This is a genomic window from Methylotuvimicrobium alcaliphilum 20Z, from assembly GCF_000968535.2.
In the GTDB taxonomy this organism is placed as follows: Bacteria; Pseudomonadota; Gammaproteobacteria; order Methylococcales; family Methylomonadaceae; genus Methylotuvimicrobium; species Methylotuvimicrobium alcaliphilum.
In genome coordinates, this window is record NC_016112.1 from 2478005 (window position 1) to 2502967 (window position 24963).

The following is a 24963-nucleotide window of genomic DNA, read 5'->3' on the forward strand; positions in this document are numbered from 1 at the left end:
GTAGGATTAAAGTTTGCATTCCATTATCGTCTGCAGCGTTCCGTCTTCATCCACTGTTTCAAGCCGAACATCGAAGCCCCAAAGTCTTGCGACATGCTTTAAGACATGTTCGGCGCTTTGAGCTAAGAACCTTCTGTGATATTGGGTATGGCGTAGCGTCAGCGAACGGTCGCCTTTACGGTCGACATGATAAACCTGAATATTGGGTTCGTTACTACCCAAATTGTACTGTTCGGACAAGGCTTGCCGGATATGCCGATAACCGTCTTCGTCATGAATCGAGGTCACGGCGATCTCTTGCTCATTGGAATCATCCAAGATGGAAAATAGTTTGAGGTCGCGAATGACTTTAGGGGATAAAAACTGGCTGATAAAGCTTTCGTCCTTGAAATTCTGCATCGCGAAATGCAGTGTCTTGTTCCAATCGCTGCCGGCTATTTCCGGAAACCAACGTTCGTCCTCGGGCGTCGGCGTTTCGCAAATCCTGCGGATGTCGCTCATCATCGAGAAACCCAAGGCATAGGGGTTTATACCCGAATAATAAGGGCTATCGAAGGCCGGTTGGTAAACGACATTGGTATGCGATTGGAGAAATTCGATCATGAACCCATCGGTCACCAGACCTTCCTGATACATTTGATGCAAGATCGTGTAATGCCAGAAAGTCGCCCAGCCTTCGTTCATCACCTGAGTTTGGCGTTGCGGATAAAAATATTGGGCTATCTTGCGCACGATGCGAATGATTTCGCGTTGCCAGGGCTCCAGGAAAGGGGCATTTTTTTCAATGAAATAGAGAATATTTTCTTGAGGTTCCTCGGGAAAGCGGACGGCTTCGTTAGCGGCGCTATAGACCGGTTCTTTGGTCGGTATGGTGCGCCATAACTCGTTGACTTGGGATTGCAGATAGGCTTCGCGATCCCGCTGCCGGGCTTGCTCTTCTTGTAGAGACAATCTGGAGGGGCGTTTGTAACGGTCCACGCCAAAGTTTCTCAAGGCGTGGCAAGAGTCGAGAATGGCTTCGACCTGCTCTTCGCCGTAGCGCTCTTCGCACTCGGCTATATAATTTTTGGCAAACAGCAGATAGTCGATAATAGAATCGGCGCTGGTCCAGGTCGTGAATAAGTAATTATTTTTGAAAAACGAATTGTGGCCGTAAGCGGCATGCGCGATTACCAGAGCCTGCATCGTCATGCTGTTTTCTTCCATTAAATAGGCGATACAGGGGTTCGAATTGATCACAATTTCATAAGCCAGGCCCATTTGGCCTTTTTGATAGCGTTTTTCGTTCTTGACGAATTCCTTGCCGAATGACCAATGGCTATAGCCGATGGGCATGCCGACCGAGGCATAGGCGTCCATCATTTGTTCGGCCGTGATGATTTCCAGTTGTACCGGATAGGTATCCAATCCGAAATCACTTGCGATACGGGCGATTTCCGTATGGTATTTTTCAATCAGCTCGAAGGTCCACTCCGATGTTTCCGATAGGGTTTTTCTACTCATGCTTTTGACTTCTCGAAAAGTTTACGAAATACCGGATAGATATCGGCCACTGTGGCAATTCGTTGCATCGCAAAATTGCTCCAGGTGTCTTTCAGAGTCGAATATTCGTGCCAGAGGTTTTGATGTCTGTCCTCGGTGATTTCGATATAGGCGTAATACTGCATATAGGGCATGATTTGCTCGGACAGTATTTTTTTGCAGTCTATCGAATCGTTATCCCAGTTGTCGCCGTCGGAGGCCTGCGCGGCATAGATATTCCATTCTGAGATCGGAAAACGTTCCTTGATGATCTTTTTCATCAAGATGAGTGCGCTCGATACGACCGTACCGCCGGTTTCCCGGGAATAGAAAAAGGTTTCTTCATCGACTTCATTGGCTTCGGTATGATGAGAGATAAATACGACCTGGGTTTTTTCATAGGTGCGCGTCAGAAAAAGATACAGCAGCATGAAGAAGCGTTTTGCCATATCTTTTTCTTCGGGCCCCATCGAACCTGAAACATCCATGATGCAAAACATCACCGCTTGGGTCGTCGGTTTAGGCATGTCTATGCGGTTGTCGTAGCGTAAATCGAAGGTATCGATAAACGGAATGCGCTCGATTTTTTCCTTGAGCCGTTTGATTTCTTCACGCAACTCGATAACCACGGCATCGGTTTCGCTGTAACGTTTGAGCAAGTCTTCCAGTTGTGCTTCGGCCTCCTCAATCCTATTACGATAGGGCGCGCGCAAGGCGATGCGCCGTCCCATCGCGCTCCGCAATGAACGAATGACATTGATATTGGTAGGTATACCGTCGCTGGTATGGCCGGCGCGCACTTTTTTGGTTTCCTGGAGCGTCGCCAGACGGGTTTTGACTAGGTTGGGCAACTCGAGATCTTCAAAAAAGAAGTGCAAAAATTCCTCACGAGTTAATTCGAAGACGAATTCATCCATTCCTTCGCCGGAATCGGAGGCCTGTTTGCCTCGCCCGCCTCCGGCGCTTTCGGGCCGTTTTATTTTATCGCCTTGCCGAAACTCCTTGTTTCCCGGATGAATGATCTCCCGATAACCGTCGTTACCATGGTGAAAAAAAGGCTCCGAGATATCTTTTGCAGGAATGGAAACTTTTTCGCCTTTATCCAAATCCGTCACGCTCCGCTCGTTTACCGCGTCGGTCACGGCCTTTTTAATCTGGCTGCGAAAACGGCGAATAAATTTCTGCCGGTTGACGGCGCTCTTATTCTTTCCGTTCAGACGTCTATCTACAATTTGAGTCACACATTTCTCCTCAAGCGTTAAGACGATTTACGCACCCTCAAATACCATTCGCTAAGTAAGCGCACTTGTTTTTCGGTATAGCCTTTTTCAATCATCCGATCGATAAACTGTTCATGTTTCTTCTGATCTTCGGGCGAAGCCTTGGCGTTAAAAGAAATCACCGGCAATAAGTCTTCTGTCGTTGAAAACATTTTCTTTTCGATCACAGTGCGAAGTTTCTCGTAACTGGTCCAGGCCGGATATTTTCCGCCGTTTTTGGCGCGAGCCCGTAACACAAAGTTGACGATTTCGTTACGGAAATCCTTCGGATTACTAATACCGGCCGGTTTCTCGATTTTTTCAAGTTCATCGTTCAAGGAGCTCCGGTCGAACATCTCTCCGGTATCCGGGTCGCGGTAATTGGTATCCTGTATCCAATAATCGGCATAGGTCACGTAGCGATCGAAGATATTTTGTCCGTATTCCGAATAGGATTGCAGATAGGCGGTTTGAATCTCCTTGCCAATGAAATCGATGTATTTTTGCGTTAGATAACCCTTGAGGTAAGACAAATACCTCTCCTCGACTTCGGCCGGAAATTGTTCGCGTTCGATTTGCTGTTCGAGGACATACAAAAGATGAACCGGATTGGCCGCGACTTCGGTGTTGTCGAAGTTGAATACCTTAGACAGAATCTTAAAAGCGAACCGAGTGGAGAGACCGGTCATGCCTTCATCGACGCCGGCGAAATCGCGGTATTCTTGATAAGACTTGGCATGCGGATCGGTATCTTTCAGATTCTCGCCGTTATACACCCGCATCTTGGAAAAAATATTGGAGTTTTCCGGCTCTTTCAAGCGGGATAACACCGCAAATTGCGCCATCATTTCTAAGGTGCCGGGCGCGCATGGCGCGTCGTGCAATGAGCTGTTTTCCAGCAGTTTGTCGTAGATTTTGATTTCTTCCGAAACGCGCAGGCAATAAGGTACCTTGACGATATAAATCCGGTCGAGAAACGCTTCATTGTTTTTGTTGTTCCTGAAAGCCTGCCACTCCGATTCGTTCGAGTGGGCCAGAATGATGCCCTGGAACGGTATCGCCGGAAAACCTTCCGTGCCTTTGTAATTGCCTTCCTGCGTCGCGGTCAGCAGCGGATGTAGTACCTTGATCGGCGCCTTGAACATTTCCACGAATTCCAGCAAGCCTTGGTTGGCCCGGCACAAGCCGCCCGAATAGCTGTAGGCATCGGGATCGTCTTGAGAATACAGTTCCAGTTTACGGATATCGACTTTACCGACTAGCGATGAAATATCCTGATTGTTTTCATCGCCCGGCTCGGTTTTGGCAACGGCAACCTGTTTAAGAATAGAAGGACGAATCCGAACGACTCTAAATTGGCGTATATCGCCGTTGAACTCATGCAGCCGTTTCGTCGCCCAAGGCGACATGATGGTATTGAGGTAACGGCCGGGGATGCCGTAGTCTTTTTCAAGAATATCGCCGTCTTCATCGGCATTGAAAAGCCCCAATGGCGATTCGAATACCGGCGAACCTTTAATCGCATAAAACGGTGCTTTTTCCATCAATACTTTAAGCCGTTCGGCCAGCGAAGATTTACCGCCGCCGACCGGACCCAGCAAATAAAGAATCTGTTTCTTTTCTTCCAGACCCTGGGCCGCATGACGGAAAAATGCGACTATTTGCTCGATGACTTCTTCCATTCCGTAAAATTCGCGGAAAGCAGGATAAATTTTTATGACCTTATTGGAAAATATTCGACTAAGTCTGGGATCGTTATGCGTATCCAATAATTCCGGCTCCCCTATAGCCGCTAGCATGCGCTCGGCCGGGCTGGCATAAGTCAGCGGATCTTTTTTGCAAAGCTCCAAGTATTCCGGAAGAGTCAATTCTTCGTCCTTTAATTCCTCGTATTTTGCTGTATAACGCTCAAATATACTCATCACAACCCCACAATGATTGATTACTTCATTTATTTGTCATTAGACCATGGATGCGCTCATTGTCTCCAAAGTCACACAAAACATTAGAATATGAACTTATGTTTTTGAGTGTCTTTAGGTTTAAACAGTATTTTTTACTATAAGTTTCACTTGCTATGCCGTTGTCGCTCATTATGCCAAACGTTTCTCGTATTACTATAGCAATTCAATTGCCGGCGCCGGCTAAGTGAAATCGGAGGATTTTTTCCTTAGACAAGTTCTACGATAGGGAGTTACAGGTGAAGTTAATAAAAACTATGTATGCGGTAATAGTTGAAACACCCACCACTACCGGAAGCACTTAAAAGTTCAATGTGGATTGTAGGGTACGTTGAGCGTACCTTATGTCGGCACAAGGCAACACATGAAGGCGCGTTAAACTACGGGTGGGACTGCTGTGGTCACTGCCATTAAGTTATAAGCCATCACAGAAATAAGTAATGCTTGCATTTAGGCTCTACTGTGCCTAAAAAGCTTGCCATCCATGGTACTGGATTCCGCCAGTCCATGGCGGAATGACGGGCTTCCCTAAACTTTATGGCAGTGGACTGCTGTGGTACGCACAGCGTGCGTAGTAGTAATTTCAACTATTAACGCGAACATAGCTTTAATAAAGCCGAACGGGATAATGCGGATTAGACCACCCCGTTCGTCGAATGGTACGTCTCAACCGGATGCGGGAATCCTACCGAATTTGCCCGCACGGTAATCGGCCAAGGCCTGACGAATTTCGATCTCGCTGTTCATTACGAACGGCCCGTAGCCGACGACCGGCTCGTCGATCGGCTCTCCTGCCAATAAAAGCGCCTTTGCGTCATCGCCGGTTTCGATGTCGAGGTAAGCGCCGGCACGATCCAATACGACTAATTGAGCCGCTTCGGCAACACGGTCATTATTGATTTTGATCTTGCCTTGCAACACGACCAACAGGGTATTCCAACCATCAGGCACGTTTATTTTGGATTGTCCCGAATTGAGGCGCATGTCCAGAACGGTCATCGGCGAAAACGTCTGCGCCCGCCCAACCGTATCGGCATGACTTCCGGCAATGACCCGAATCGTCCCGGCTTTGTCCGGCAATTCGACTTCCGGAATCGACCGGCTCAAGATGGCCTGATAGTTGGGCCGAGTCATTTTGTGCTCGGCCGGCAGATTGACCCAGAGCTGAACCATTTCGAGCATCCCGCCCGTTTGAGTAAAGCTTTCGGAGTGAAATTCTTCATGCAGGATTCCCGAGCCCGCAGTCATCCATTGAACATCGCCGGGCCCGATTACGCCGCCCTGCCCGGTCGAATCCTTGTGCGCCACCTCGCCTTGATAAACCAGCGTGACGGTTTCGAATCCCCGATGCGGATGTTCGCCGACTCCGCGCGGTTTATCGGCGCCGGCAAAATATTCGGGGCCTGCATAATCGAGAAGCAAAAACGGACTGACTCTATCGGTTTGCCCGGAACCGTAGGTAAACAAGGACCGTACCGGAAAACCGTCACCTACCCAGTGTCTCGATGGTGCGCTTTGAATGGCCAAAATTCTTTTCATCGCTTGCTCCTGATGTATACCTTTCGCACTTCAAATTTCGGCAGTGCCTAAGGAGGCACCAATGCCATGCTAATAGAAGCGGAGGCGGCTCAAGAATCCATCGATATCACTCGAGCGATACCCTGCGGAACGGTCAGGCTAACCTGCCCTCCGGCATTGCTGCATGCCCATGTCGGAAAGATGCTTGCAGAATTCATGGCATTGAACCCTGCCGTCGCCATTCATCTTGAAGCCGGCAATCGCATTGTCGATCCTGTTGCGGAAAGAATCGACCTTGCCATTCGAGTCCGTCAACCTCCGATAGAAAACAGCGACCTGGTCATGCGTGTTTTTTCGGAACGTCGGCAATGCCTAGCTGCAAGCCCCGGCCTGATAAAGCAATACAGCTTGCCGAAAACCCCAGCGGATCTTAACAATTGGCCAAGCCTGTCGCACGGAACACCTCAGGATGAACACGTTTGGCTATTACGAGGCCCCGGGCAGATACAAGTCTCAGTTCGCCATCGACCCAAATTCATCAGCAATGACATGTTGGCCTTAAGATTGGCTGCGATTGCCGGGATTGGTGTCGTTAAGTTGCCCGCGATGTTCATGGGCAATGAATTGGCCGATGGCAAGCTGGTTGAAGTTTTGCCGGAATGGAAGCCTAATCGAGAAATCATTCATGCCGTGTATCCCTCTCGGCGAGGGTTACTACCCTCGGTAAGGGCTTTACTCGAATTTCTGGCGGAGCGTTATAAAACGTTAGACGAAAACTAGCTGAAGCTCATAGAAATGTTGTTGATTTACTCCCTTTATACTCAAAAATTAGCTAAGGAATATGCGCAAAATAACTTCTACAAGGAGTAGGCTTTGCGGCGCTCCTCTATTACCTTATACTTTTAGAAGGTTTTTCGATCAAAAAGGAGTAGGAAAAGGAAGGAATATTTATAAATTCTTTGCCGAATCACTGAGCCTTTATCGTTCCTACAACCTGGACTTTTACGGAATATCCTTCGATTGTTTCCGGTATGCGCACTTTGTCATTGCGATTATCTTCAGCTAATCCGACGATAATCGCTTGTCGTCCCTCCTCGTCAAGACCAATCCCTACCGATACGACGCCCGGTAATTGCAACAACTCGGGTTGATGTTTATTCTTTACCTCTTGGATCGATGCATTCATTGCCGTCTCATTAACGCCGCATGCCGCTAAAATTATCAAACTGATCAATAGCATTAGGCGCCGCATCAGCGGGACACTCCTAACGCTGTAAATACGTTTTGAATCCGGTTAATCAAAGTCGTTTCTTCGCTGCCGGCAAACAGCAAGCCGACGATATTACCTTGCATATCCAATACTGCCGAACCGCTATCTCCGGGCTGACTCATGGCTCCGGCCATTAATTGATCGGTAAAGACCGCATAGCGTCCGCCGCCCAATTGCACATTAGCCGTTACATCGATTTGCTCTATTCTTCCGGTGGTATATTGAGTAGTGCGCCCGTATTTTTGAACATCAATGCCTAATTCACCTTCAGCCATACCCTCAATTGTGCCGATTTGTAAAATTTCATCGATAACCCAATCGGGCTGTAAGGGTTTCGCGATCGCACAATCGACCAAATTTTCAGTGGCTTGCGCACGGACCGATTGCAAGCGCGTGCTGCTTCCGAAAAAACGGGCAGATGTATTTAGGATATCGGCAACTACACCGGCGACATTGCAATCGCTCGGCACCATGCCGCTGATATTGATCGGTACGAAATCGGCCAGATCGGCTATATGATCGTCAGGAAATTTTCCTCCATCATGAGCGCCCGGTTGTATAATCGGATCCCCGATATTGGCGGCATTGACATTGGCCAGAACATGGTTATTGGAGAGAATATAAAACTCTCCGTTTTTTCTTACTAAGCACCCTAGGGTTCCGGCTGAAATATCGATATGCCCAATTGACACACCACCCGGAGCAGGTCTGAAACGACCGGTAGGATCTTGAAAAACTCTAAACCTTTTGGTTTGAATGACATCGGTCGGCGTATCCTCAATAGCTGAAGGCACCATGTCCGAAGAGGTTAAATCGGCTTTATTGACCTTTTCGCTTACCGAACAGGTGATACACAGTTCCTCGGTTTTAACGCCACCGGTTATTTTGTATCCGACGCCTGTCGCAATGACATTCGGTTTATTCATCAATTGCCTGCGAGCGCCGTACAGCAATTGTCTGATGTCTTGAATCGTGTTAGCCATATCTTTCTCCCTAAATTTATTATTTGAATAATGAGCTTACATAAAGTTGGCGTTTACGAGACTCATACCCTGACCCTGAAAAAAAACATTTGTTTCACAGAAGAAATTATCTTGTTGAACAACTAAATTCTTTAAGGATTTAGCCGTAAATAACTTCCCCATTTTACAGAGGGTTCGGTAACTCGATCGGCAGGTGTCGGCGGCAGGGAAAGCCGCCGTCAAGCCTACATGGACGTATTCACGGCGTCCTGTCAAGCGAGTTACCGAACCCTCAACAAAGCTTACAGTTCCAGGACGTTATTTATCACGTAATCCTAAGTGCGTCGATTCCATATACAAAATACTTTCTACCTGTTAATAAACAGACAATAATGATACCAACAAAACTATCTAAAAAAATGATGCCAACTTATTGATAAATAATCTTTAAATTACAAGAAAAGGAATGCGAGGTATCGAAAGTGTCACAAGTCGATGTGACAAAGACCGTGCTAGTAAGTGAGGATTAAGAAATTTTTGAATAAAAAACATGTCCTTAGAATTTGTAACAGCTAGATGTTACAGTCCGTTACAGTTTTACACCCTTTTGGGACAGTATTTTAATAGGCTTTTTTAGTGCTTATTCGATGTTTTTCCATCTTTCGGTAAAGTGTCATTCTCGAGCATTGCAACTGTTCGGCGGCTTTACTTTTATTCCAATTTGCAGCGCTTAAAGCGGCCAACAGATACTCACGTTCACGGTCATCCCGACCTGAAAATGTCTCAGACATTTTGTTGCCGCGAATCAGTTCCGGCAAATCGTCTCTGGAAATTCGTTCACGAGGGGAGTCTATAAAGACGGTTTCTAAGACGTTTTTTAATTCACGTATATTCCCCGGCCAATGATAATCGAATAAAGCCTCTAAGGCTTCTACACTTAAGCCGAGCAGATTTAACCCAAATTGCTGATTGAATTGCTTGAGATAAAAATTGAGTAATTCCGGAATATCTTCTTTGCGTTCCCGTAAAGGGGGTAAATGAACTCGGGCTACATTGAGGCGAAAATAAAGATCGTCCCTAAATTCTTTTGCCAACATCATTTTTTCCAAATGCCGATTAGTGGCCGCGATAATTCGAATATTGAGTGCAACGCTTTGTTTAGCGCCTAACGGATAAACCTCTTTGCTTTCCAGAACGCGGAGTATTTTAGCTTGCGCGTATGGGCTCATATCCCCGATTTCGTCGAAAAAGACCGTACCCCCATCCGCCATTTTTAATTTTCCCGCATATGCGGTTTGTGCGCCGGTGAATGCCCCTTTTTCGTAACCGAATAATTCGCTTTCCAATAAACTATCGGGTAAGGCCGCGCAATTAATCGCGATGAAGGGTTTATGCGAGCGTTGACTATAAGTGTGAATAAATTTAGCAACGAGCTCCTTTCCGGTTCCCGTTTCTCCGGTAACCAGCACATGACTGTCGACATGAGCGACTTTTTGCAAATAGGTTTTTACCTTTTGCATCGAATGACTACTTCCGACGAAAGGGTGATGAAGGGCCGAATTTAAAGCCTGGGCGCTAGAAACCGTTGAGGCCCGGGGGCTTAACAATTTAGTGATCGAATCAATCAAGTCTCGATCGGAAAACGGATATTCAAAATAATCCTTAATCCCTATGCGTAATGCCGAAATCGCAAGCCTTTCAGATCCTTGCATTGTGACCAAGATAACCGGAAATCTTCGGTCTCTTTCATGAAAGGATTTAACAATAGCCAGCGTATCGACACCGTCCTGGCATGGAGATTCGAGGATCAGTAATTGCGGATTCGATGTTTGAAAGTATTTCAACGCTTCCTGACAAGTCTTAGCTTCGACCAATTCGACTGCTTGATGATGTAAGACGGTCTGTATCGATTGCTTTAGCTCATAACTCTGAACGGCAAATAAAATCGTTGGTTTATTCATCGAACTCCCCATACTTATCGCAATAAACAGCGTGAGAAATATATATACTTCGAGCCTATTGATTAGAATAGTAGCTGAATTTACGACTATCGACAGGACTTAAAAGTCGCTTGTCAGGCCTGGAATGCCGATACGTTGAATCCGCACGGCATTACTGCCTTCTTGGTAAGCCGGAAGCGAGCCTTCCTGTCGCCAAAGTCTAAAAGCAAGCGCGTAAGATAATACTCGAATCGGATAATCCCTCGGCAAATGCTGCAGATAAGGCTGAATTGTCGTGAAGTCGGTGACGCCGTATTTTTGCATGATAAAACGTAGACCGCCGTTGGCCGGACCTATGTTGTAGGCCAATAGCCCTAACAACAAATCGCCTTGCATTTCGTCCAAATAATATTTAAAGGTTGCGGCCGCAAGGTGGGCATTATAACGATCGTCGATAATCGAGAGCTTTTGTCCGGAGAAATGTTTTTGCGCTTCGTTTTCGACGATTTTCGGCACCCGGGTAATTTGAAATAATCCACGGCCGCCATCTGAACTATTCCGAGGGAGAAAAGAAGATTCCGCCGCCGCAATGCCCAACAAAAGATCGGGATCGATATGGAAACGCCGCGCGGCGTCCTGAACAAGGGGGCTGTATTTTTCTCCTCGAGCCACCATTTGCTGCATTGCGCCGACCCCTTGACGGCGATATGCGGCATAAACCTGATGCGCAAGCGTTACCCTGCGCACTTCTTGCTTTCCGCCGACCAGCATACGAAAATGATCGAAAGCTATCGCAAATTGATCATTCATGATCATTTTTCCGGAGCCGACAGCTAAAATCACTGAAAACACGGGCATTAACATCACGGCTCTACCCTGTAAGCTTCGCCGAAGCTTCCACCAAATCAAGAACAAAAACGAAGCGAATAGAATTAAAACCAATACCCCTACAGCAAACGGCAAAAGACTGGTAAGAAATTGAGTTCCAGTAAAGTGTTCTGCCGAATAGCCTAGCAGCACGATAATCGCTGATACAAGCGTAATGCTTAAACCGGTCAATTCAATAGCCGCCAACATTAATTTATGCTTGAAGCTATCCGGAAATCTGACGTTTTTTTTCTTAGCTGATTTAGCGGAGCGACGAGCTTTTGGCTTAGGCTGTCGGCGCGTATTGCTTTTTGGCTTGTTACGCTTTGATTTTATACTTCGCGCGGTCATGTTTTCGGGTTTTATGGCAATGCTATTTTGTTCGGTAGCAAGGCGCGAAAACAGGCGCATAGCAAGCTATGTAACTGTTTTCGCAAAGCTTCCGCTCCTGCTCACGCCCCTTACCTACATCCATGTAGGTAAGGCAGCTACCGGACAAAAGAGCGCGTTAGCTTACCAGAAAATGTGGCCGCGCGAAGTATATAGTGGAAGTAGTCAACGATTAGGAAACAAACAAATCATTTTAGCGATGAAAATAGATTGATTAGAATGCTCAGAACAAGACTGATAACAATCATCGACGTGATCGGAATGAAAATGGATCGTCTTTCATCAACGATTTTAATATCGCCCGGCAAATTACCGAACCAACTGATCAATCCGGGCGCGTAACTAATGAGCAAGCCTAATACCAATAAAAAACCGCCAATCATTATCAATAATTTGCCCATAATTTACCTCATCATGAACTCAATCGAAAAAACCGTTTACAAATGCCGCTCGATATCATGCGCTCTTAGCCCCCAAGCCAAAAGGTTTTCAATGCGATGATTGGCACTTTTCATGCGTTCAGTCAAAATAACGAATAATTTTTTATAAAACAAATAACCGAGATCGGGATACTTCTCAAAATACGCATTTAATTTATCACCGACAATTTCCCAAGCACAACCTTCGGAAATTGCCGTAACGGTCGCAGTCCGCCGGTGAATCTCATGAAGACAACTTTCGCCGAAAATATCGCCTTCCTTAAGATCGCAAAATCCGGCCTGAAGTTGTTTCTTTTGCTCTAGGCCAACCTGTCCGGTTACCCGCAAGTTGCCCTTTTCAATCACAAATAAGGTATTGCCGATATCGCCCTCTTTCACCAACACATCCTGTGCCTTGAATGCATGACGAAACCATGCCTCACCTTCTTTGAATTCAGGGTCGGCTAAAATTTCTTTAAGCGTTTGATTCACTGATATACCTATTAATAGTGTATTGATTATGTCTATGATTATAAGATTAACGAAAGTAATCCACCAACAAAAACCGGGAAATCGATCTGTTACGCATATTGATAAAACCGGCCGATGAGACAAATGGGCATTTTTCGGTGATACTATTAATTCGTCCCTGGAATACGAATGCTACGGACTCATACGTCATTATGCAATCTTGTTTAGCGTATTAATCTTTGGCAATATTCGTCAAAGCATCAAGATAGCAGGCTTTTCTTCGCTGCTTCCTAAATTACCTCAATGGATAAACAGTCTATCAGGTTTCATTTTCCGCTTGCCACATGCAGATAGTGGTCGGGAGCTAAATCTTCTTGCCTAATTAATTTAGTCAAAATCGACATCGATTCAATTCTTTTTTATTTTTCAATAATCGTATAACCTATTCTTCAAATACTCGAAACGGCCGAAACTTAATTTAGGAAACGATTGACTTCCAGTCTTATCGGATTCGTCGAAAAGCTAAGGAACGAGCATGAAATAACTTAGACAACGGTTGGAAGGGGATTTGGTGGCTCGATTGACAGGTGTCGGCGGCAGGGATAGCCGCCGTCAAGCCTACACGGACGTATTCACGGCGTCCTGTCAAGCGAGTCACCAAACCGCCACAAAACCTACTACTTGTATAAGTTATTTTGTGCGTATTCCTAAACGGTTTATTAATTTTTATCCAGAAACCGCCTGCACTCGAGATTAAATCGTGCCGCCTCGAACACAGCTAGACTGAAACCTTGCCGGAGCCGACCATGACCTTATCAACCGCACCCATCCAAAATAGTCCGAGTAGCACCGAAGAGCACGAAGGGCTACAGCATATCAATCTGAAACTAGCCGCACTGAATCAACCCACTTGCGAAGCCGAAGGCGATCGGCAATATCTAAAAGTCGCCGATAGCCTGTTAAAAAATTATTCGCAGCAACGCCGCCTATTGGCCAATTACCGTTGCCCAGCCGATCAACGGATACAAGATTTTTTAAACGCTTACCTCCTCGAAAATAACGTCGACGTTTCGGTTCAGTTACCCGGCGAAACATTCATTCTCGAGCAAAAAGGTCAAGCCCGGGAATTATCGCTGCCTTATCGCCATAACGAGTTTCACTCCGCTTATGTCGACTCCTATCGTGTTTTACAAGGCGTCTTGCATAATCCTCAAAACGATCGACGGACAACTAAAGGGGTCTTTCACATCGTTGCAGGCGGACTTCCCGTTCCGGGCGATAAAAGCGAAGTACCGGTTAACGCTTATGCCGCGTTATTACAACACGCATTGACTCCACCAAGCGATCTACTTCGCTTGCCTTTCACAAGCCTACAAAATAAGCCGGCCACGCTTTGGGTCTCGTTATTATTGAGACCGATCGTTCGACCCGCAATCGAACCGATAAGCCCGGTCAAAACCATGGAAACCCGTTTTTTCGCACCGGGCGGATTGGTCGCTAACTTGGATTTCGTCGAATCGATCTTCGGCAATGCCGGCGATCCTTTCTTACCTGAGAACGATGCGGCACTCGATATCGAACATTGGACAGGGCATACCGGTTGCATTATTTTAGCCCCGCATTTGGTGCATTGCCGGAAAAAAGATATCGGCCTCCCCCATTACGACGATGCTAGCGAACGCCAACGCAAGGACGGTATGTGCTGGCATCGTGAAGACGAACTTTACAACGACGGCAAACCGTTTAAATTGGTTTGTCGCAATATGCAAGGCGTCGTCGTCACCTTAATCGCCGACAATTATTTCGGTTACAGCAAAAAAGAGATCAAATCTCAAATCAGCTATTCGGCCAATCTCTTCGGCGACTGCGAGGAAGAACATGCAGGCGGCGCGTTGGCGTTTCCCAGAATGAATCTTGGCGACATTTATCTACCGCATGGCAGCGATCTCGATCAACGCTATTCGTTCGATAAGCTATGCGAACAATTATCGCCGATGATTCAAAGGAAGGATGAAGGTTACGCCGTCGACAACAATTTTCCGGAGATCATATACATTCCGGCAGCAGCCGAGATCAATGTGCAACAGCAACGAATCAATTGGCTGCAAAACGGCCGCCCGCAATCGCTTAAACTGCTCGCCAAACACACTTACATCTATCCAAACGGTTTCAAGGTCCACATGGAACGCCATCCTCATGCGCCGAGCTGGCGACTGGTCGGCACCCTACCCGAAGGGACATTTTGTCACAAACCCAGCACGGTCTCCGGCGGCGGTAAATCGGAAATTTCCAAATCCATAGCCGGCGCCGTCATTTCCGGAACCATTTTCGTCGAAGACTTCGAAAAAGACATGGATATCGTCGAGACTATTTTCAAACACGATTATTCGACCCGTTTCCGCGACCCGGCACGGCACGGCAGCGATAAGCGCAGTCTGCTCAGCAATCAACGCACCTTGGGTTCCGTCATCAAGCTATTGACACCTTCGGTCACCGACTATTCCGATGATTATAACGAATGGTTGGAACTAATTCCCCAACACATTTGGGCAATTGTGCTGATTATCAAACGCTTTTACCGTGAGGAATGGGGCGATAATTGGCGCGATTATTTTTCAGTGGACGTGGTTAATAGCTACCCCGGCAATGAATTGAAATACCAAGGGCGCAAACTGATCGCCAGTTACCTACGAGTTGGCTTCGATTCGAACGGTGCTTGGCGCGTTTTCAAACTACGCCAAGACTTTATCGCTTCGGCTAAAGTTCAGATGGAAGACGACATCAGCGCATCAACGGTTGTGCCTTCTGAACAACTCACGGGGCTCGATCCCGATTATCGAAATTCTTCGGTAAAATTAGTCGAAAATTGCGAGCAAAGTTTTTTCCAGCGCCCCGACGATGCTGTACATCGAGGCAGCGATTTACAAACCGAGCGTGATTTATCGGGAGGCAATAACTTTATCTCCAATTTCCAACCCCTAGCAACACAAGATGCACGCGATCTAATTGAAGATATCATTCACTTCGAAGAATTCAGCGAACCGATGCGTAAATTGATCGAGCGAGCTGCCGAAGGACAGGAAGACGATTTTTTCGTCTCATCGGCACATCCGAGATTGGTCGACGGCAAACCTAGCCAAAATGTGCGTTATCTGCAAGTTCGTCCCGATATCGCCGACCCGAGAATGCGTTATATCGCCGAAATTTCGACTCGTTTGGCTCGAAGCCTCAAGGCCGACCAATCGGTTTACTTTCCGGTCAATGCGGTTCTTCCCGGACGCCGCAACAATCCGCAAGATTTAGCCGCCGGCATCCGACCTTTGGCTGTTTACAACCCCATCCATTATCAAGAGTTACCGGAACTTTTCATGGATTTTGTATGCAGTCTAACCGGCAAATCTCCTTCCACGACGGGAGCCGGATCGGAAGGCGCATTGACCAAAGGGCCGTTCAATGCCTTGAGCACGACCGCCGATCTAAATACTGCACTGGTCTCGTTCATCTTATGCGGCTACGACGGCTTTTCGACCGCTGCCGGTTACATCGGAACTCAGCGTAGAATCGATCACGACATTAGTTTATTGATTCCGGAAATCTGGTCGCGCCTGCCTGTCGCCGAACGCGATGCGCGCTATTTGATCGAAAACGGCCACCTCGAAAAATTGGAAGATTTCGAATACGAAGGCAGAACCGTGTATGCAAGCCGGCTCGGTTACCGGATAACCGAGCGTTTCGTGCATACCAACTTCGGTAAAGTCTTCGATTATCCAACAGCGGTTTTTGACGAAGCGATGCTAAAACCTGAAATCCAAGATCTTGCCGCTTTTGTCGACGGCATCGATAACGTCTATGAAACGCAACAACGGGTGGCTCTGATTTATTTCCAAGACGGCACGATAAATGATGCCTGCCCGCCTCTTAAAGCCCTATTACATGTCATGGCTTATGGACATTATGAAGGTAAAACCATCGACGACCCGGCGATTCGAGATTTATTTACACGAGACTCGCTACTGGCAAGCGATTGGTATCGTGAGCGACTTTCCATCAAACACCAACGCGATTTGGCCTTATGGCGGCGTCATCGCGACATAATTACAGAATGCTTAAACGAAACAGAAAACAGCGATCCATCCGAATATTCGAAACTGAAAGTGAAGCTTGAGAAAACTGAAGCCATGCTTGCCGAATTAAGCCAACCGGGCTATTCGGAAAGTTTAATCGGCACGCTAGGCGCAGACTGGGTGCATCACTAAGAACTAGGTCTTGGAGTTTAATTATACCTTTCGCACTTCAAATTTCGGCAGTGCCTGAGGAGGCGCCAGCATGGAGCTCGCATAGAGCCTACAGGGATGTATTCACCCAGCACCTAAATTCCATAGCCCATTGGCTATGGTTAACTACCTTGGATAATTTAGGTGCTGGGCCTGTCGGGCGAGTGACCGCCACGCCTCGCACTTTCATTTTCCGGAGCGATTGCCAGGGCTTCAGAACGTTAGGCAAACGATTTTTTGTATGAATGGTGTAAATATATCCATCATTCTGAATTAAAAGAAGGAAGATTTATGATTGGCACTATTGTCGCGCTTGCAATTGTTTATTGGTATTATCGAGACGCCGAAGCTAAGGGGCGCAATCCGTTAAGAACAGCAGGTTTTGGCTTTTTGTTTTACTTGATACCTGCCGTTTTGTGGACTTGGCTGGTAACGCCGAGCCTTCGCGATGCCGCTACCCACAATCCCACTGGCTTATACGTTTTCGTATATAGCTACACTTACATATTGGTCGGAATTGCTTGTGCCGCTTGGGTAAAATGGAAGCATTTCAATTAAAAGAATATTGGGCATTTCTCGCATGACCAAGCATTTACTTAGGAATATGCACAAATTTACTTCTACAAGTTTTAGGCATTGTGGCGGTTCGGTGACTCGCTTGACAGGACGCCGTGAATACATCCATGTAGGCTCGACGGCGGAATCTGATTGCCATGGATGGCATGAATGCAGATTTTGCAGGAGCAAAAATCTGCCCTGCCGCCGACGCCTGTCAATCGAGTCACCGAATCACCTTTCAGCATATGTCGAAGTTATTTCATGCTCGTTCCTTAGCTTTTTTAAGAAGGGTTCAATTAGCTGATGTCTTCGGCGGAGAAAGCCACCGTCAAGTCGGGACATATTCGCCCAGCAGCTAAATGTCATAATCTATTGGTTATGGTTTACTATCTTGGATAATTTAAGTGCTGATTTCACGATGTCCCGTGAAGCAAATAACCGAATCCTCGACAAAGCTTATAACCCCAGGAAGTTATTGATCGCGAAATCCTAAGCAATACATCTTAAACATGAGTAAAACCTTTACTCCACACTGATCAAAATTCGACTCCTGATTCCCTACCTAACTACTCTACCTCGAAATTTGGCTAGCTAAGGTCAAATGGCATCCGTTCCCCACTCTATCAAACAAAAAATGATCAAACACAAACTACTCGATAAATTAATCGACGAACTAAACGGCATCGTACCGGAAGCCGATCATTTCAATCTTTTCGAACTGCGCGGATTCTTTTATGCAATGGCCATCACGCCGCCATCGATTCTACCCGAACAATGGGAAAACTGCTTTTTTTATCATCGCACGCCCGATTTCGAACTGAAGCACATCGAAAACCTAATGTCGGCTGCATTTGATGTATACGATGCTTACGTACAATTGCGAGTCTCCGGGCAACTTAAGTTTCCATTCGATATTGAAAATCTCAAAGGAAAACAATTCGATTGGACCCAACAGTGGTGTACCGGTTTTTGGACCGGATTAGCGCTCTGCAAGGAGTTTTGGTTAGGCGATGATAAGGACACCGTTGATGCCGACGCTTATTGGGACGATATTGCACGAAACGCGCGCCTGTTTGAAGTTTTGATCACCCGCGATTTCTCCAAGTTTCCGAATATCGAACAGATCAAAACTAATATCATTGAAGAAGGTAAAGAACCAACCGATGACTGTCTATTTGCCAGGCTGTTCGTAATGATCCCCTTCTCGGTTGAAATCTTGCAACATGTCATCGACGACATCGAAGCCGAATTAGAGGAGCAAAAAACCTTGGGGCAAGCCACCTCTAGGCCGAAAATCGGCCGCAGCACCCCTTGTCCCTGCGGCAGCGGCAAAAGACTCAAGAATTGTTGTTTGTCTTGAAACGGAATCTTCCGCCAGAGTTAAACCTAACAAAAACGCACCGCCTCCAATCGTTAACGTACGATTTTTCCGACCCTGGTTGACAAAAAAAGATCGAGCAGTACATTAGCTCAGAAATAATGACATTGGTTGTCGGCTCTCCTTATAGCTCTCAATTGCCTAAACTTTTAACAGATTCCATATGCCATCTTCATTAATAGATCACTCTGCTACAGCCGAAAATTCGCGGCAAAAATTAATTGAAAATTACATGCGTATTCGCAATATTAGTCTTCAAATTTGCGCGCCTTTAATGGTCGATGATTATCAAATTCAGAGCAGCGTTGAGATCAGTCCGCCCAAATGGCATTTAGCGCATGTGACCTGGTTCTTTGAAACTTTTCTACTGGAAGCATTCGATTCGGAATATCGCCCCATCAATCCCAAATACGGCTATTTGTTTAATTCTTATTACCAAACGATTGGTTCTATGCATGCCCGGGCAAAACGCGGCTTATTGTCACGTCCGACGGTTGAACAAATGCTTCATTACCGTTCTGAAATCGATAAGCGCATCATAGATTTTATAGATAACCTCGACGAATCCCAGTGGCAACAAGCCGCTTTTCGTCTAACCCTGGGCTTACACCACGAACAGCAGCATCAGGAATTGCTGTTCATGGATATCAAGCACAACTTTTGGAACAATCCCTTAAAACCGAGTTATCTGGAGCGCTCCCAACCGGCAATTAAAACGACCGGAAAATTGGATTGGGAGGAAAGGCCAAGCGGCGTGGTAAAGATAGGAGCGGATAATGATGATGACTTCACTTTTGATAACGAGAAGCCTAGTCATCAAGTTTGGCTAGAACCGCACCGTTTAAGTTCTCGGCTGATCACAAACAGCGAATTTCTGGACTTTATGGAAGACGGAGGCTACTCCAGAGCTGAATTGTGGTTATCAGATGGCTGGAGCCACATCCAGAACACCCAATGGAAATCTCCGCTTTATTGGGAAAAACATGATGGCCTATGGCTTGAATTTACCCTTTATGGACTTGAGGCTCTGAATCCGTCCGCCCCTGTTGCTCATATTAGTTATTACGAAGCAGACGCTTATGCTCGATGGGCAGGTAAACGGCTGCCATCGGAGGCCGAAATTGAAACAAAATTACTGGAAATACCGGTAACAGGCCATTTTAGTGAAAGCGGAATTTTTCACCCGCAAGCAGGTACAGATCAATTTTATGGCTCGTTATGGGAATGGACTACCTCCCCATATCTGGCCTATCCTCGCTTTAAACCGCTGGAGGGCAGCATGGGTGAATACAACGGTAAATTCATGTGCAACCAATGGGTCTTGCGAGGTGGATCCTGTGTCACACCAGAAGATCATATCCGTCCAACATATCGCAATTTTTTCTACCCACAGGATCGCTGGCAATTTTCCGGTATCCGTTTAGCGGACGACCTATGAATGTACTAAGCCGAAAAATTAGTTTCCATGATTTCGAACCCGAACTGGAAAGCTTTCGTGAAGCAGTGCTTAAAGGTCTATCCCGCAGACAAAAACAAATACCGCCTAAGTTTTTTTATGATGAAATCGGATCTCAATTGTTTGAAGCAATTCTGGAACAGCCGGAATATTACATTCCTAATGTTGAACGTGACTTGTTAACAGCATACGCGAATGAAATTAGCCGTCTTATTGAGCCAGGATCGGTATTGATCGAACCCGGAAGCGGTAGTTGCGAGAAAGTACAATTACTGCTGGAAAGTCTGCTTCCATCCGCCTATGTACCGATGGATATTTCCCGTGAATTTCTCAAGCAATCGGCCTGCGGTTTAAGTCAGAAATATCCTTGGCTAGCCATTTATCCAGCCTGCCTCGATTTTACTCAACAGATGCTATTGCCTCATGGCATCCCTCATGGGAGACGTGTCGTATTCATTCCGGGTTCTAGTCTGGGCAATTTTGACCCGCCGGAAGTTCAGCATTTTCTGAGCGGTATACACCGACTAACCGGCAATGGTGGTGGTTTACTTGTCGGTGTTGACCGTAAAAAGGATCATTCCGTATTGAATGCAGCCTACAACGATACGGCCGGCATCTCGGCAGAATTCAATCTCAATCTGCTTACCCGTATCAATAGCGAACTAGAAGGCAATTTTGACCTCGACCGCTTCGAACATCGTGCTTATTACAACGACCAACGAGGGCGTATTGAAATGCACTTGGTCAGTAGCCAGGTTCAGCAAGTTAGAGTTTCCGGCCAACATTTCCAGTTTACAAAAGGCGAATACATTCATACCGAAAATTCCTACAAATACAGTCCTGATGAGTTTATTACCTTGGCTAACGCCAGCGGTTTCAGGTTGATCAAAATGTGGTCTGACGACCTGCATCTTTTCAGTGTTTACTTTCTTGAAGCCGTTTAAAAACCTGAAAAATTAACACAACAAGGAGCAAAAACATGAAAGCTATCTGGAACAATGTCATCATTGCCGAAAGCGATGACACAGTAATGGTCGAGGGTAATCATTATTTTCCTGCCGATTCGGTTAAAGCCCAATTCCTTAAGAAAAGCAACACGAACACCTTCTGTGCCTGGAAAGGTAAAGCAAGCTATTACGATCTCTGCGTAAACGATGCGATTAATCGCGACGCCGCCTGGTTCTATCCCGATCCAAAACCGGAAGCGTTAAATATTAAAAACCACATCGCTTTCTGGCGAGGAGTAGAAGTTATTCAATAATAAAGTGTTTTTAAAAATAGACGCAGTCAAACTTTACATTTGACATTTACCCTCCCAAATTCGGCTCCGGGGTGTCCGCCAAAGGCCCAGCACCTAAATTCCATAGCCCATTGGCTGTTACCGGTCATCCCGGTGCCTATTAATCACTGTCGAATTTTGAAGTGCGCCGATGTTTTATCGGAGCCTGTTTTGCTTTTCGGGTATATCCCCTGCGGCGTTCAAAAAGTATATTTCGAAAGAGGCAAACTCCTCACCCGTTGCCCTGTCAATTTAAACAGGGCATTACAGACCGCCGGCGCGATCGGCGGGGTGCCGGGTTCGCCGATACCGCCCAGCGGCTCGCCGCTGTTGATAATTTCGACATCGACAGCCGGCATTTGATCGGGCCGCAAGATCGGGTAGTCGTGAAAATTGCTTTGCGTCACACGGCCTTTCTCAAGTGTAATTTCCTCGCTCCACGCTGCCGACAAACCGTAAACAATACCGCTTTCCATTTGCATTTTAACGATGGCCGGATTTACCGCAAAACCGCAATCGACCGCACACCAGACTCGAACAACCCGGATGTCGCCATCGTCAACCGCCACTTCAGCCACCTGAGCGACGATGCTACCGAACGATTCATGCAAGGCGACACCCATCGCATGTTTGATACCATTTTCGTCTTTCCATGCCTCGGATTTCCAATTTGCCATCCCGGCAGCGGTATCGAGTACTTTTTTAAAACGCGGTTGTTCGGTTAACAAGTTACGGCGAAATTCGACCGGGTCGGCACCTGCCGCATGAGCCATTTCATCGATGAACGACTCCTTGAAAAATGCATTCTGCGAATTTCCGACCGAGCGCCAGTAGCCGATCGGCACCGGCTTGACCGTTACATTGACCAGTTCGGCGCGCTTATTCGGTATCGCATAAGGTTGATGAGGACCGCCTTCGAAAATGCTCTCGTCGATAGTAGGGTCTTTTAGAAACTCGGGATTGAGCCGGCCCGATGGTCCCTCGCCCGCCGTCGTAATTTGAATTGCAAGCGGATTACCTTGCGCATCGAAGCCGGCCCGGTATTTCGCTGCGGTCATCGGGCGATAATGGTCGTGTTGCGTGTCTTCCTCGCGCGTCCAAATAACTTTGATCGGCTTACCCGGAAGTTTCTTGGCAAGCGTTACCGCCTGCGCCGTGTAATCCATGATGAAGCGCCGTCCGAAACCGCCGCCGAGGAAAGGAGTGATGACTTCGATAGCATCCAATTTTAGACCGGTAATTTCGGCTGCGACTTTGGCGACGAAATCGGCGCCTTGATTCGGCGCCCAAACCTTGCAATGATCCTTCGTGACCAGGGCGGTGCAATTCATCGGTTCCATCGTTTGGTGCGCCAGGAACGGCGCATGATAGACCGCTTCGATAGTTTTAGCCGCTTCGGATAAAGCCTTATCCGCATCGCCGACATTTTCTACCCTGACTCCCGATTCGTTCAACGCGGCTTTAAGTTTTTCCAAATACGACTTCGATGAGAAATCGGCATTATCGCCTTCATCGAAAGTCACCGGTAATTGTTCTAAAGCCTTTTTGGCTCGCCAATATTGATCGGCAATCACGGCAACACCGTTCGGTATCTCCTCGACCGCGACGACTCCTGGCATTTTGAGTACAGCGTCTTGGTCGTAGGATTGGACCGAACCGCCGAATACCGGCGATTGTTTGACTGCGGCATACAGCAGTCCATCGGCCTTGATATCGATACCGAATTCGGCTTCTCCGGTGGCTTTAACCCTGTTATCGGTTCGCTTGATCGGTTTACCGATGAGCCGGAAAGAGGCATCGTCTTTTAACGGCACGTCTGCGGGTATATCCAGTTTAGCCGCCAAGGGCGCCAATTCGCCATAGGTCATTTTTTTTCCGCTCTCGCGATGAATCACGACACCAGGTTCTGTCGTACATTCGCCGGGAGGTACGCGCCAGGTGCCTGCGGCGGCTTCGATCAACATTGCCCGTGCGGTCGCACCGGCTTTTCGCATGGTCATATAAGACGAACGCACGCTGAAACTGCCGCCGGTAAAACGCGTCGTATTGTTGAACATAATACGGTATTCCGGCCCGTGCGGTGCCTGCACGACCTTGAGCATCGCCATGTCGGCATCCAGTTCTTCGGCCATGATGGCCGGTATCGAGGTGTAGGTCCCCTGCCCCATTTCGATGAAAGGATTTTGAAAAGTCACGACGCCGTTTTCATCGATTCCGATAAAGGCATTGATCACGCCTTCGCCTTGTTCGTCAACCTTGGCGCAACCGGGCAAGGATATCCCTAACACGAATACGCCGGCGCCGGCCGCGGCGGTTCCAAGAAATTGACGGCGCGTCATCGACAGATTCGATAAAGTGCTCATGACTGCTCTCCTTGAAGTTGCGCCGCTTGTTTGACCGCTTCGAATATTTGCAGATAGGTTCCGCAACGGCAATAGTTGGTCATTTTTGTCCGGATTTCATCTTCGCTCGGATTCGGATTCTCCCGCAGCAAAGCGGCAGCCGCCATGATCTGGCCGGGCTGGCAGTATCCGCATTGCGATACATCTTTGTCGATCCAGGCTTGTTGCAACGGATGCAGACCTTCTTCCGACGCTAACCCTTCGATGGTCGTGATTGCTTTATCTTTGGCCGCACCGAACGGCATCATGCAAGATCGAACCAGCTCGCCATCGAGATGGATGGAACAGGCGCCGCACATCCCGATACCGCAACCGAATTTGGTTCCGGTTAAACCGGCGATATCGCGTATAGCCCACAGTAAGGGCATATCGTCCTCGGCGTCTAACTCGTATTGCTTACCGTTGATCATCAAGGTCGTCATCGTTCACTCCCCGGCATCGTAATGGCCGCTTAGGTGGTCGAAATCTTCCCTGGTATCGATATCGAGTTCCGCTTCGGGTAAAGGAATTTTCTGAAGTTTATCTTCAAATTGCAACAACAGTCTCTTCGCGCCTCGGTCGCCCTGCAAGGAGCGCAACGCACCGAAAAAAGTCGACGGAAATAGCGCCGGAACGCCGACCGTATCATGATACTGGCTTGCGGCGATACGGGACGGTTCAATTTGCCACTGTGTCAACAAGTTCTGCATCGCCCTGTAACCGACCAAAGGTTGATCGGATAATAACATCAATACGCCGTCGGCGTTAACCGGCAGAGAGTCGATGCCGGCTTGAATCGACGAAGCAATACCCGTTTGCCAGTCCGGGTTAACAACTGCGATAACCCCGCCCAAACCGACCTTTTCTTGTATCGTCTCTGCTTGCGAGCCCAGAACCACAATGACACGCTCATTCAATAATGAACGAGCGTTTTCGATCGTATTGCCGAGTAAGGTTCGGCCGCGCCATTCGAGGAGTTGTTTGGGATTACCCAGTCGGCGGGATGCGCCGGCGGCTAAAATTATTGCATATACATTCTCAAAATCACGAGTCATAGTG

Annotated in this window: 20 protein-coding genes; 7 read left to right on the forward strand and 13 right to left on the reverse strand. The window is 47.3% G+C overall.

Annotated features, from left to right (window positions below):
• Window positions 1–6 precede the first annotated feature (6 nt).
• From MEALZ_RS10695 to MEALZ_RS10710, 4 genes are all read right to left on the reverse strand, one after another.
• On the reverse strand, window positions 7–1503 hold the full coding sequence (locus MEALZ_RS10695; protein ID WP_014148656.1) for a SpoVR family protein: 1497 nt from the start codon (window positions 1501–1503) through the stop codon (window positions 7–9).
• Complete coding sequence (locus tag MEALZ_RS10700) at window positions 1500–2762, reverse strand: YeaH/YhbH family protein (RefSeq protein ID WP_014148657.1); 1263 nt, start codon at window positions 2760–2762, stop codon at window positions 1500–1502. The genes MEALZ_RS10695 and MEALZ_RS10700 overlap by 4 nt, the downstream gene beginning before the upstream one ends.
• Before the next feature lie 17 nt (window positions 2763–2779).
• Window positions 2780–4702: a PrkA family serine protein kinase gene (locus MEALZ_RS10705; protein ID WP_014148658.1), complete on the reverse strand. Its 1923-nt coding sequence runs from the start codon at window positions 4700–4702 to the stop codon at window positions 2780–2782.
• A 705-nt stretch (window positions 4703–5407) separates the two neighbouring features.
• Window positions 5408–6280 (reverse strand): pirin family protein, encoded by an 873-nt coding sequence (locus MEALZ_RS10710; protein WP_014148659.1) that lies wholly within the window; start codon window positions 6278–6280, stop codon window positions 5408–5410.
• Window positions 6281–6346: 66 nt separating this feature from the next.
• On the opposite strand from MEALZ_RS10710, the gene MEALZ_RS10715 reads away from it, so the two are divergent.
• On the forward strand, window positions 6347–7039 hold the full coding sequence (locus tag MEALZ_RS10715; protein ID WP_014148660.1) for a LysR substrate-binding domain-containing protein: 693 nt from the start codon (window positions 6347–6349) through the stop codon (window positions 7037–7039).
• A gap of 187 nt (window positions 7040–7226) precedes the next feature.
• Here MEALZ_RS10715 and MEALZ_RS10720 read toward each other — a convergent pair whose 3' ends face one another.
• The 6 genes from MEALZ_RS10720 to MEALZ_RS10745 form a co-directional block, all read right to left on the reverse strand.
• The gene (locus MEALZ_RS10720) at window positions 7227–7445 is read right to left on the reverse strand and encodes a hypothetical protein (RefSeq protein WP_046061534.1); all 219 of its coding nucleotides are present in this window, start codon (window positions 7443–7445) and stop codon (window positions 7227–7229) included.
• 65 nt (window positions 7446–7510) lie between these two features.
• Complete coding sequence (locus MEALZ_RS10725) at window positions 7511–8512, reverse strand: chymotrypsin family serine protease (protein ID WP_014148662.1); 1002 nt, start codon at window positions 8510–8512, stop codon at window positions 7511–7513.
• Between the two features lie 599 nt (window positions 8513–9111).
• Window positions 9112–10452, reverse strand: coding sequence for a sigma-54-dependent transcriptional regulator (locus MEALZ_RS10730; RefSeq protein ID WP_014148663.1), 1341 nt, complete (start codon window positions 10450–10452; stop codon window positions 9112–9114).
• A 99-nt stretch (window positions 10453–10551) separates the two neighbouring features.
• Window positions 10552–11709 (reverse strand): lytic transglycosylase domain-containing protein, encoded by a 1158-nt coding sequence (locus MEALZ_RS10735; RefSeq protein WP_014148664.1) that lies wholly within the window; start codon window positions 11707–11709, stop codon window positions 10552–10554.
• A gap of 167 nt (window positions 11710–11876) precedes the next feature.
• The gene (locus tag MEALZ_RS10740) at window positions 11877–12089 is read right to left on the reverse strand and encodes a DUF2905 domain-containing protein (RefSeq protein WP_017839451.1); all 213 of its coding nucleotides are present in this window, start codon (window positions 12087–12089) and stop codon (window positions 11877–11879) included.
• A 36-nt stretch (window positions 12090–12125) separates the two neighbouring features.
• Entirely contained in the window at window positions 12126–12599 is a 474-nt protein-coding gene (locus MEALZ_RS10745) for a Crp/Fnr family transcriptional regulator (protein ID WP_014148665.1), read from the reverse strand.
• A 785-nt stretch (window positions 12600–13384) separates the two neighbouring features.
• Between MEALZ_RS10745 and MEALZ_RS10750 the strand changes: the two genes are divergently transcribed.
• From MEALZ_RS10750 to MEALZ_RS10780, 6 genes are all read left to right on the forward strand, one after another.
• Entirely contained in the window at window positions 13385–16834 is a 3450-nt protein-coding gene (locus MEALZ_RS10750; protein WP_014148666.1) for a hypothetical protein, read from the forward strand.
• A 309-nt stretch (window positions 16835–17143) separates the two neighbouring features.
• Window positions 17144–17410, forward strand: coding sequence for a hypothetical protein (locus tag MEALZ_RS10755; protein WP_014148667.1), 267 nt, complete (start codon window positions 17144–17146; stop codon window positions 17408–17410).
• Between the two features lie 634 nt (window positions 17411–18044).
• Window positions 18045–18770: a UPF0149 family protein gene (locus MEALZ_RS10765; protein WP_162531682.1), complete on the forward strand. Its 726-nt coding sequence runs from the start codon at window positions 18045–18047 to the stop codon at window positions 18768–18770.
• A 181-nt stretch (window positions 18771–18951) separates the two neighbouring features.
• On the forward strand, window positions 18952–20226 hold the full coding sequence (egtB, locus tag MEALZ_RS10770; RefSeq protein ID WP_046061110.1) for an ergothioneine biosynthesis protein EgtB: 1275 nt from the start codon (window positions 18952–18954) through the stop codon (window positions 20224–20226).
• The gene (egtD, locus tag MEALZ_RS10775) at window positions 20223–21188 is read left to right on the forward strand and encodes an L-histidine N(alpha)-methyltransferase (RefSeq protein ID WP_014148670.1); all 966 of its coding nucleotides are present in this window, start codon (window positions 20223–20225) and stop codon (window positions 21186–21188) included. Before egtB ends, egtD begins: the two co-directional genes overlap by 4 nt.
• A gap of 35 nt (window positions 21189–21223) precedes the next feature.
• Complete coding sequence (locus MEALZ_RS10780; RefSeq protein ID WP_014148671.1) at window positions 21224–21505, forward strand: DUF427 domain-containing protein; 282 nt, start codon at window positions 21224–21226, stop codon at window positions 21503–21505.
• Window positions 21506–21723: 218 nt separating this feature from the next.
• Here MEALZ_RS10780 and MEALZ_RS10785 read toward each other — a convergent pair whose 3' ends face one another.
• Genes MEALZ_RS10785 through MEALZ_RS10795 form a run of 3 tightly spaced genes read right to left on the reverse strand, consistent with a single transcriptional unit; the run spans window position 21724 to window position 24959 of the window.
• Window positions 21724–23886 carry a xanthine dehydrogenase family protein molybdopterin-binding subunit gene (locus MEALZ_RS10785; protein ID WP_014148672.1) on the reverse strand — a complete coding sequence of 721 codons (2163 nt, stop codon included), beginning with the start codon at window positions 23884–23886 and terminating at the stop codon, window positions 21724–21726.
• Window positions 23883–24347 carry a (2Fe-2S)-binding protein gene (locus MEALZ_RS10790; RefSeq protein ID WP_014148673.1) on the reverse strand — a complete coding sequence of 155 codons (465 nt, stop codon included), beginning with the start codon at window positions 24345–24347 and terminating at the stop codon, window positions 23883–23885. Before MEALZ_RS10790 ends, MEALZ_RS10785 begins: the two co-directional genes overlap by 4 nt.
• Before the next feature lie 3 nt (window positions 24348–24350).
• The gene (locus MEALZ_RS10795) at window positions 24351–24959 is read right to left on the reverse strand and encodes a nucleotidyltransferase family protein (RefSeq protein WP_014148674.1); all 609 of its coding nucleotides are present in this window, start codon (window positions 24957–24959) and stop codon (window positions 24351–24353) included.
• Between the last annotated feature and the right edge of the window lie 4 nt (window positions 24960–24963).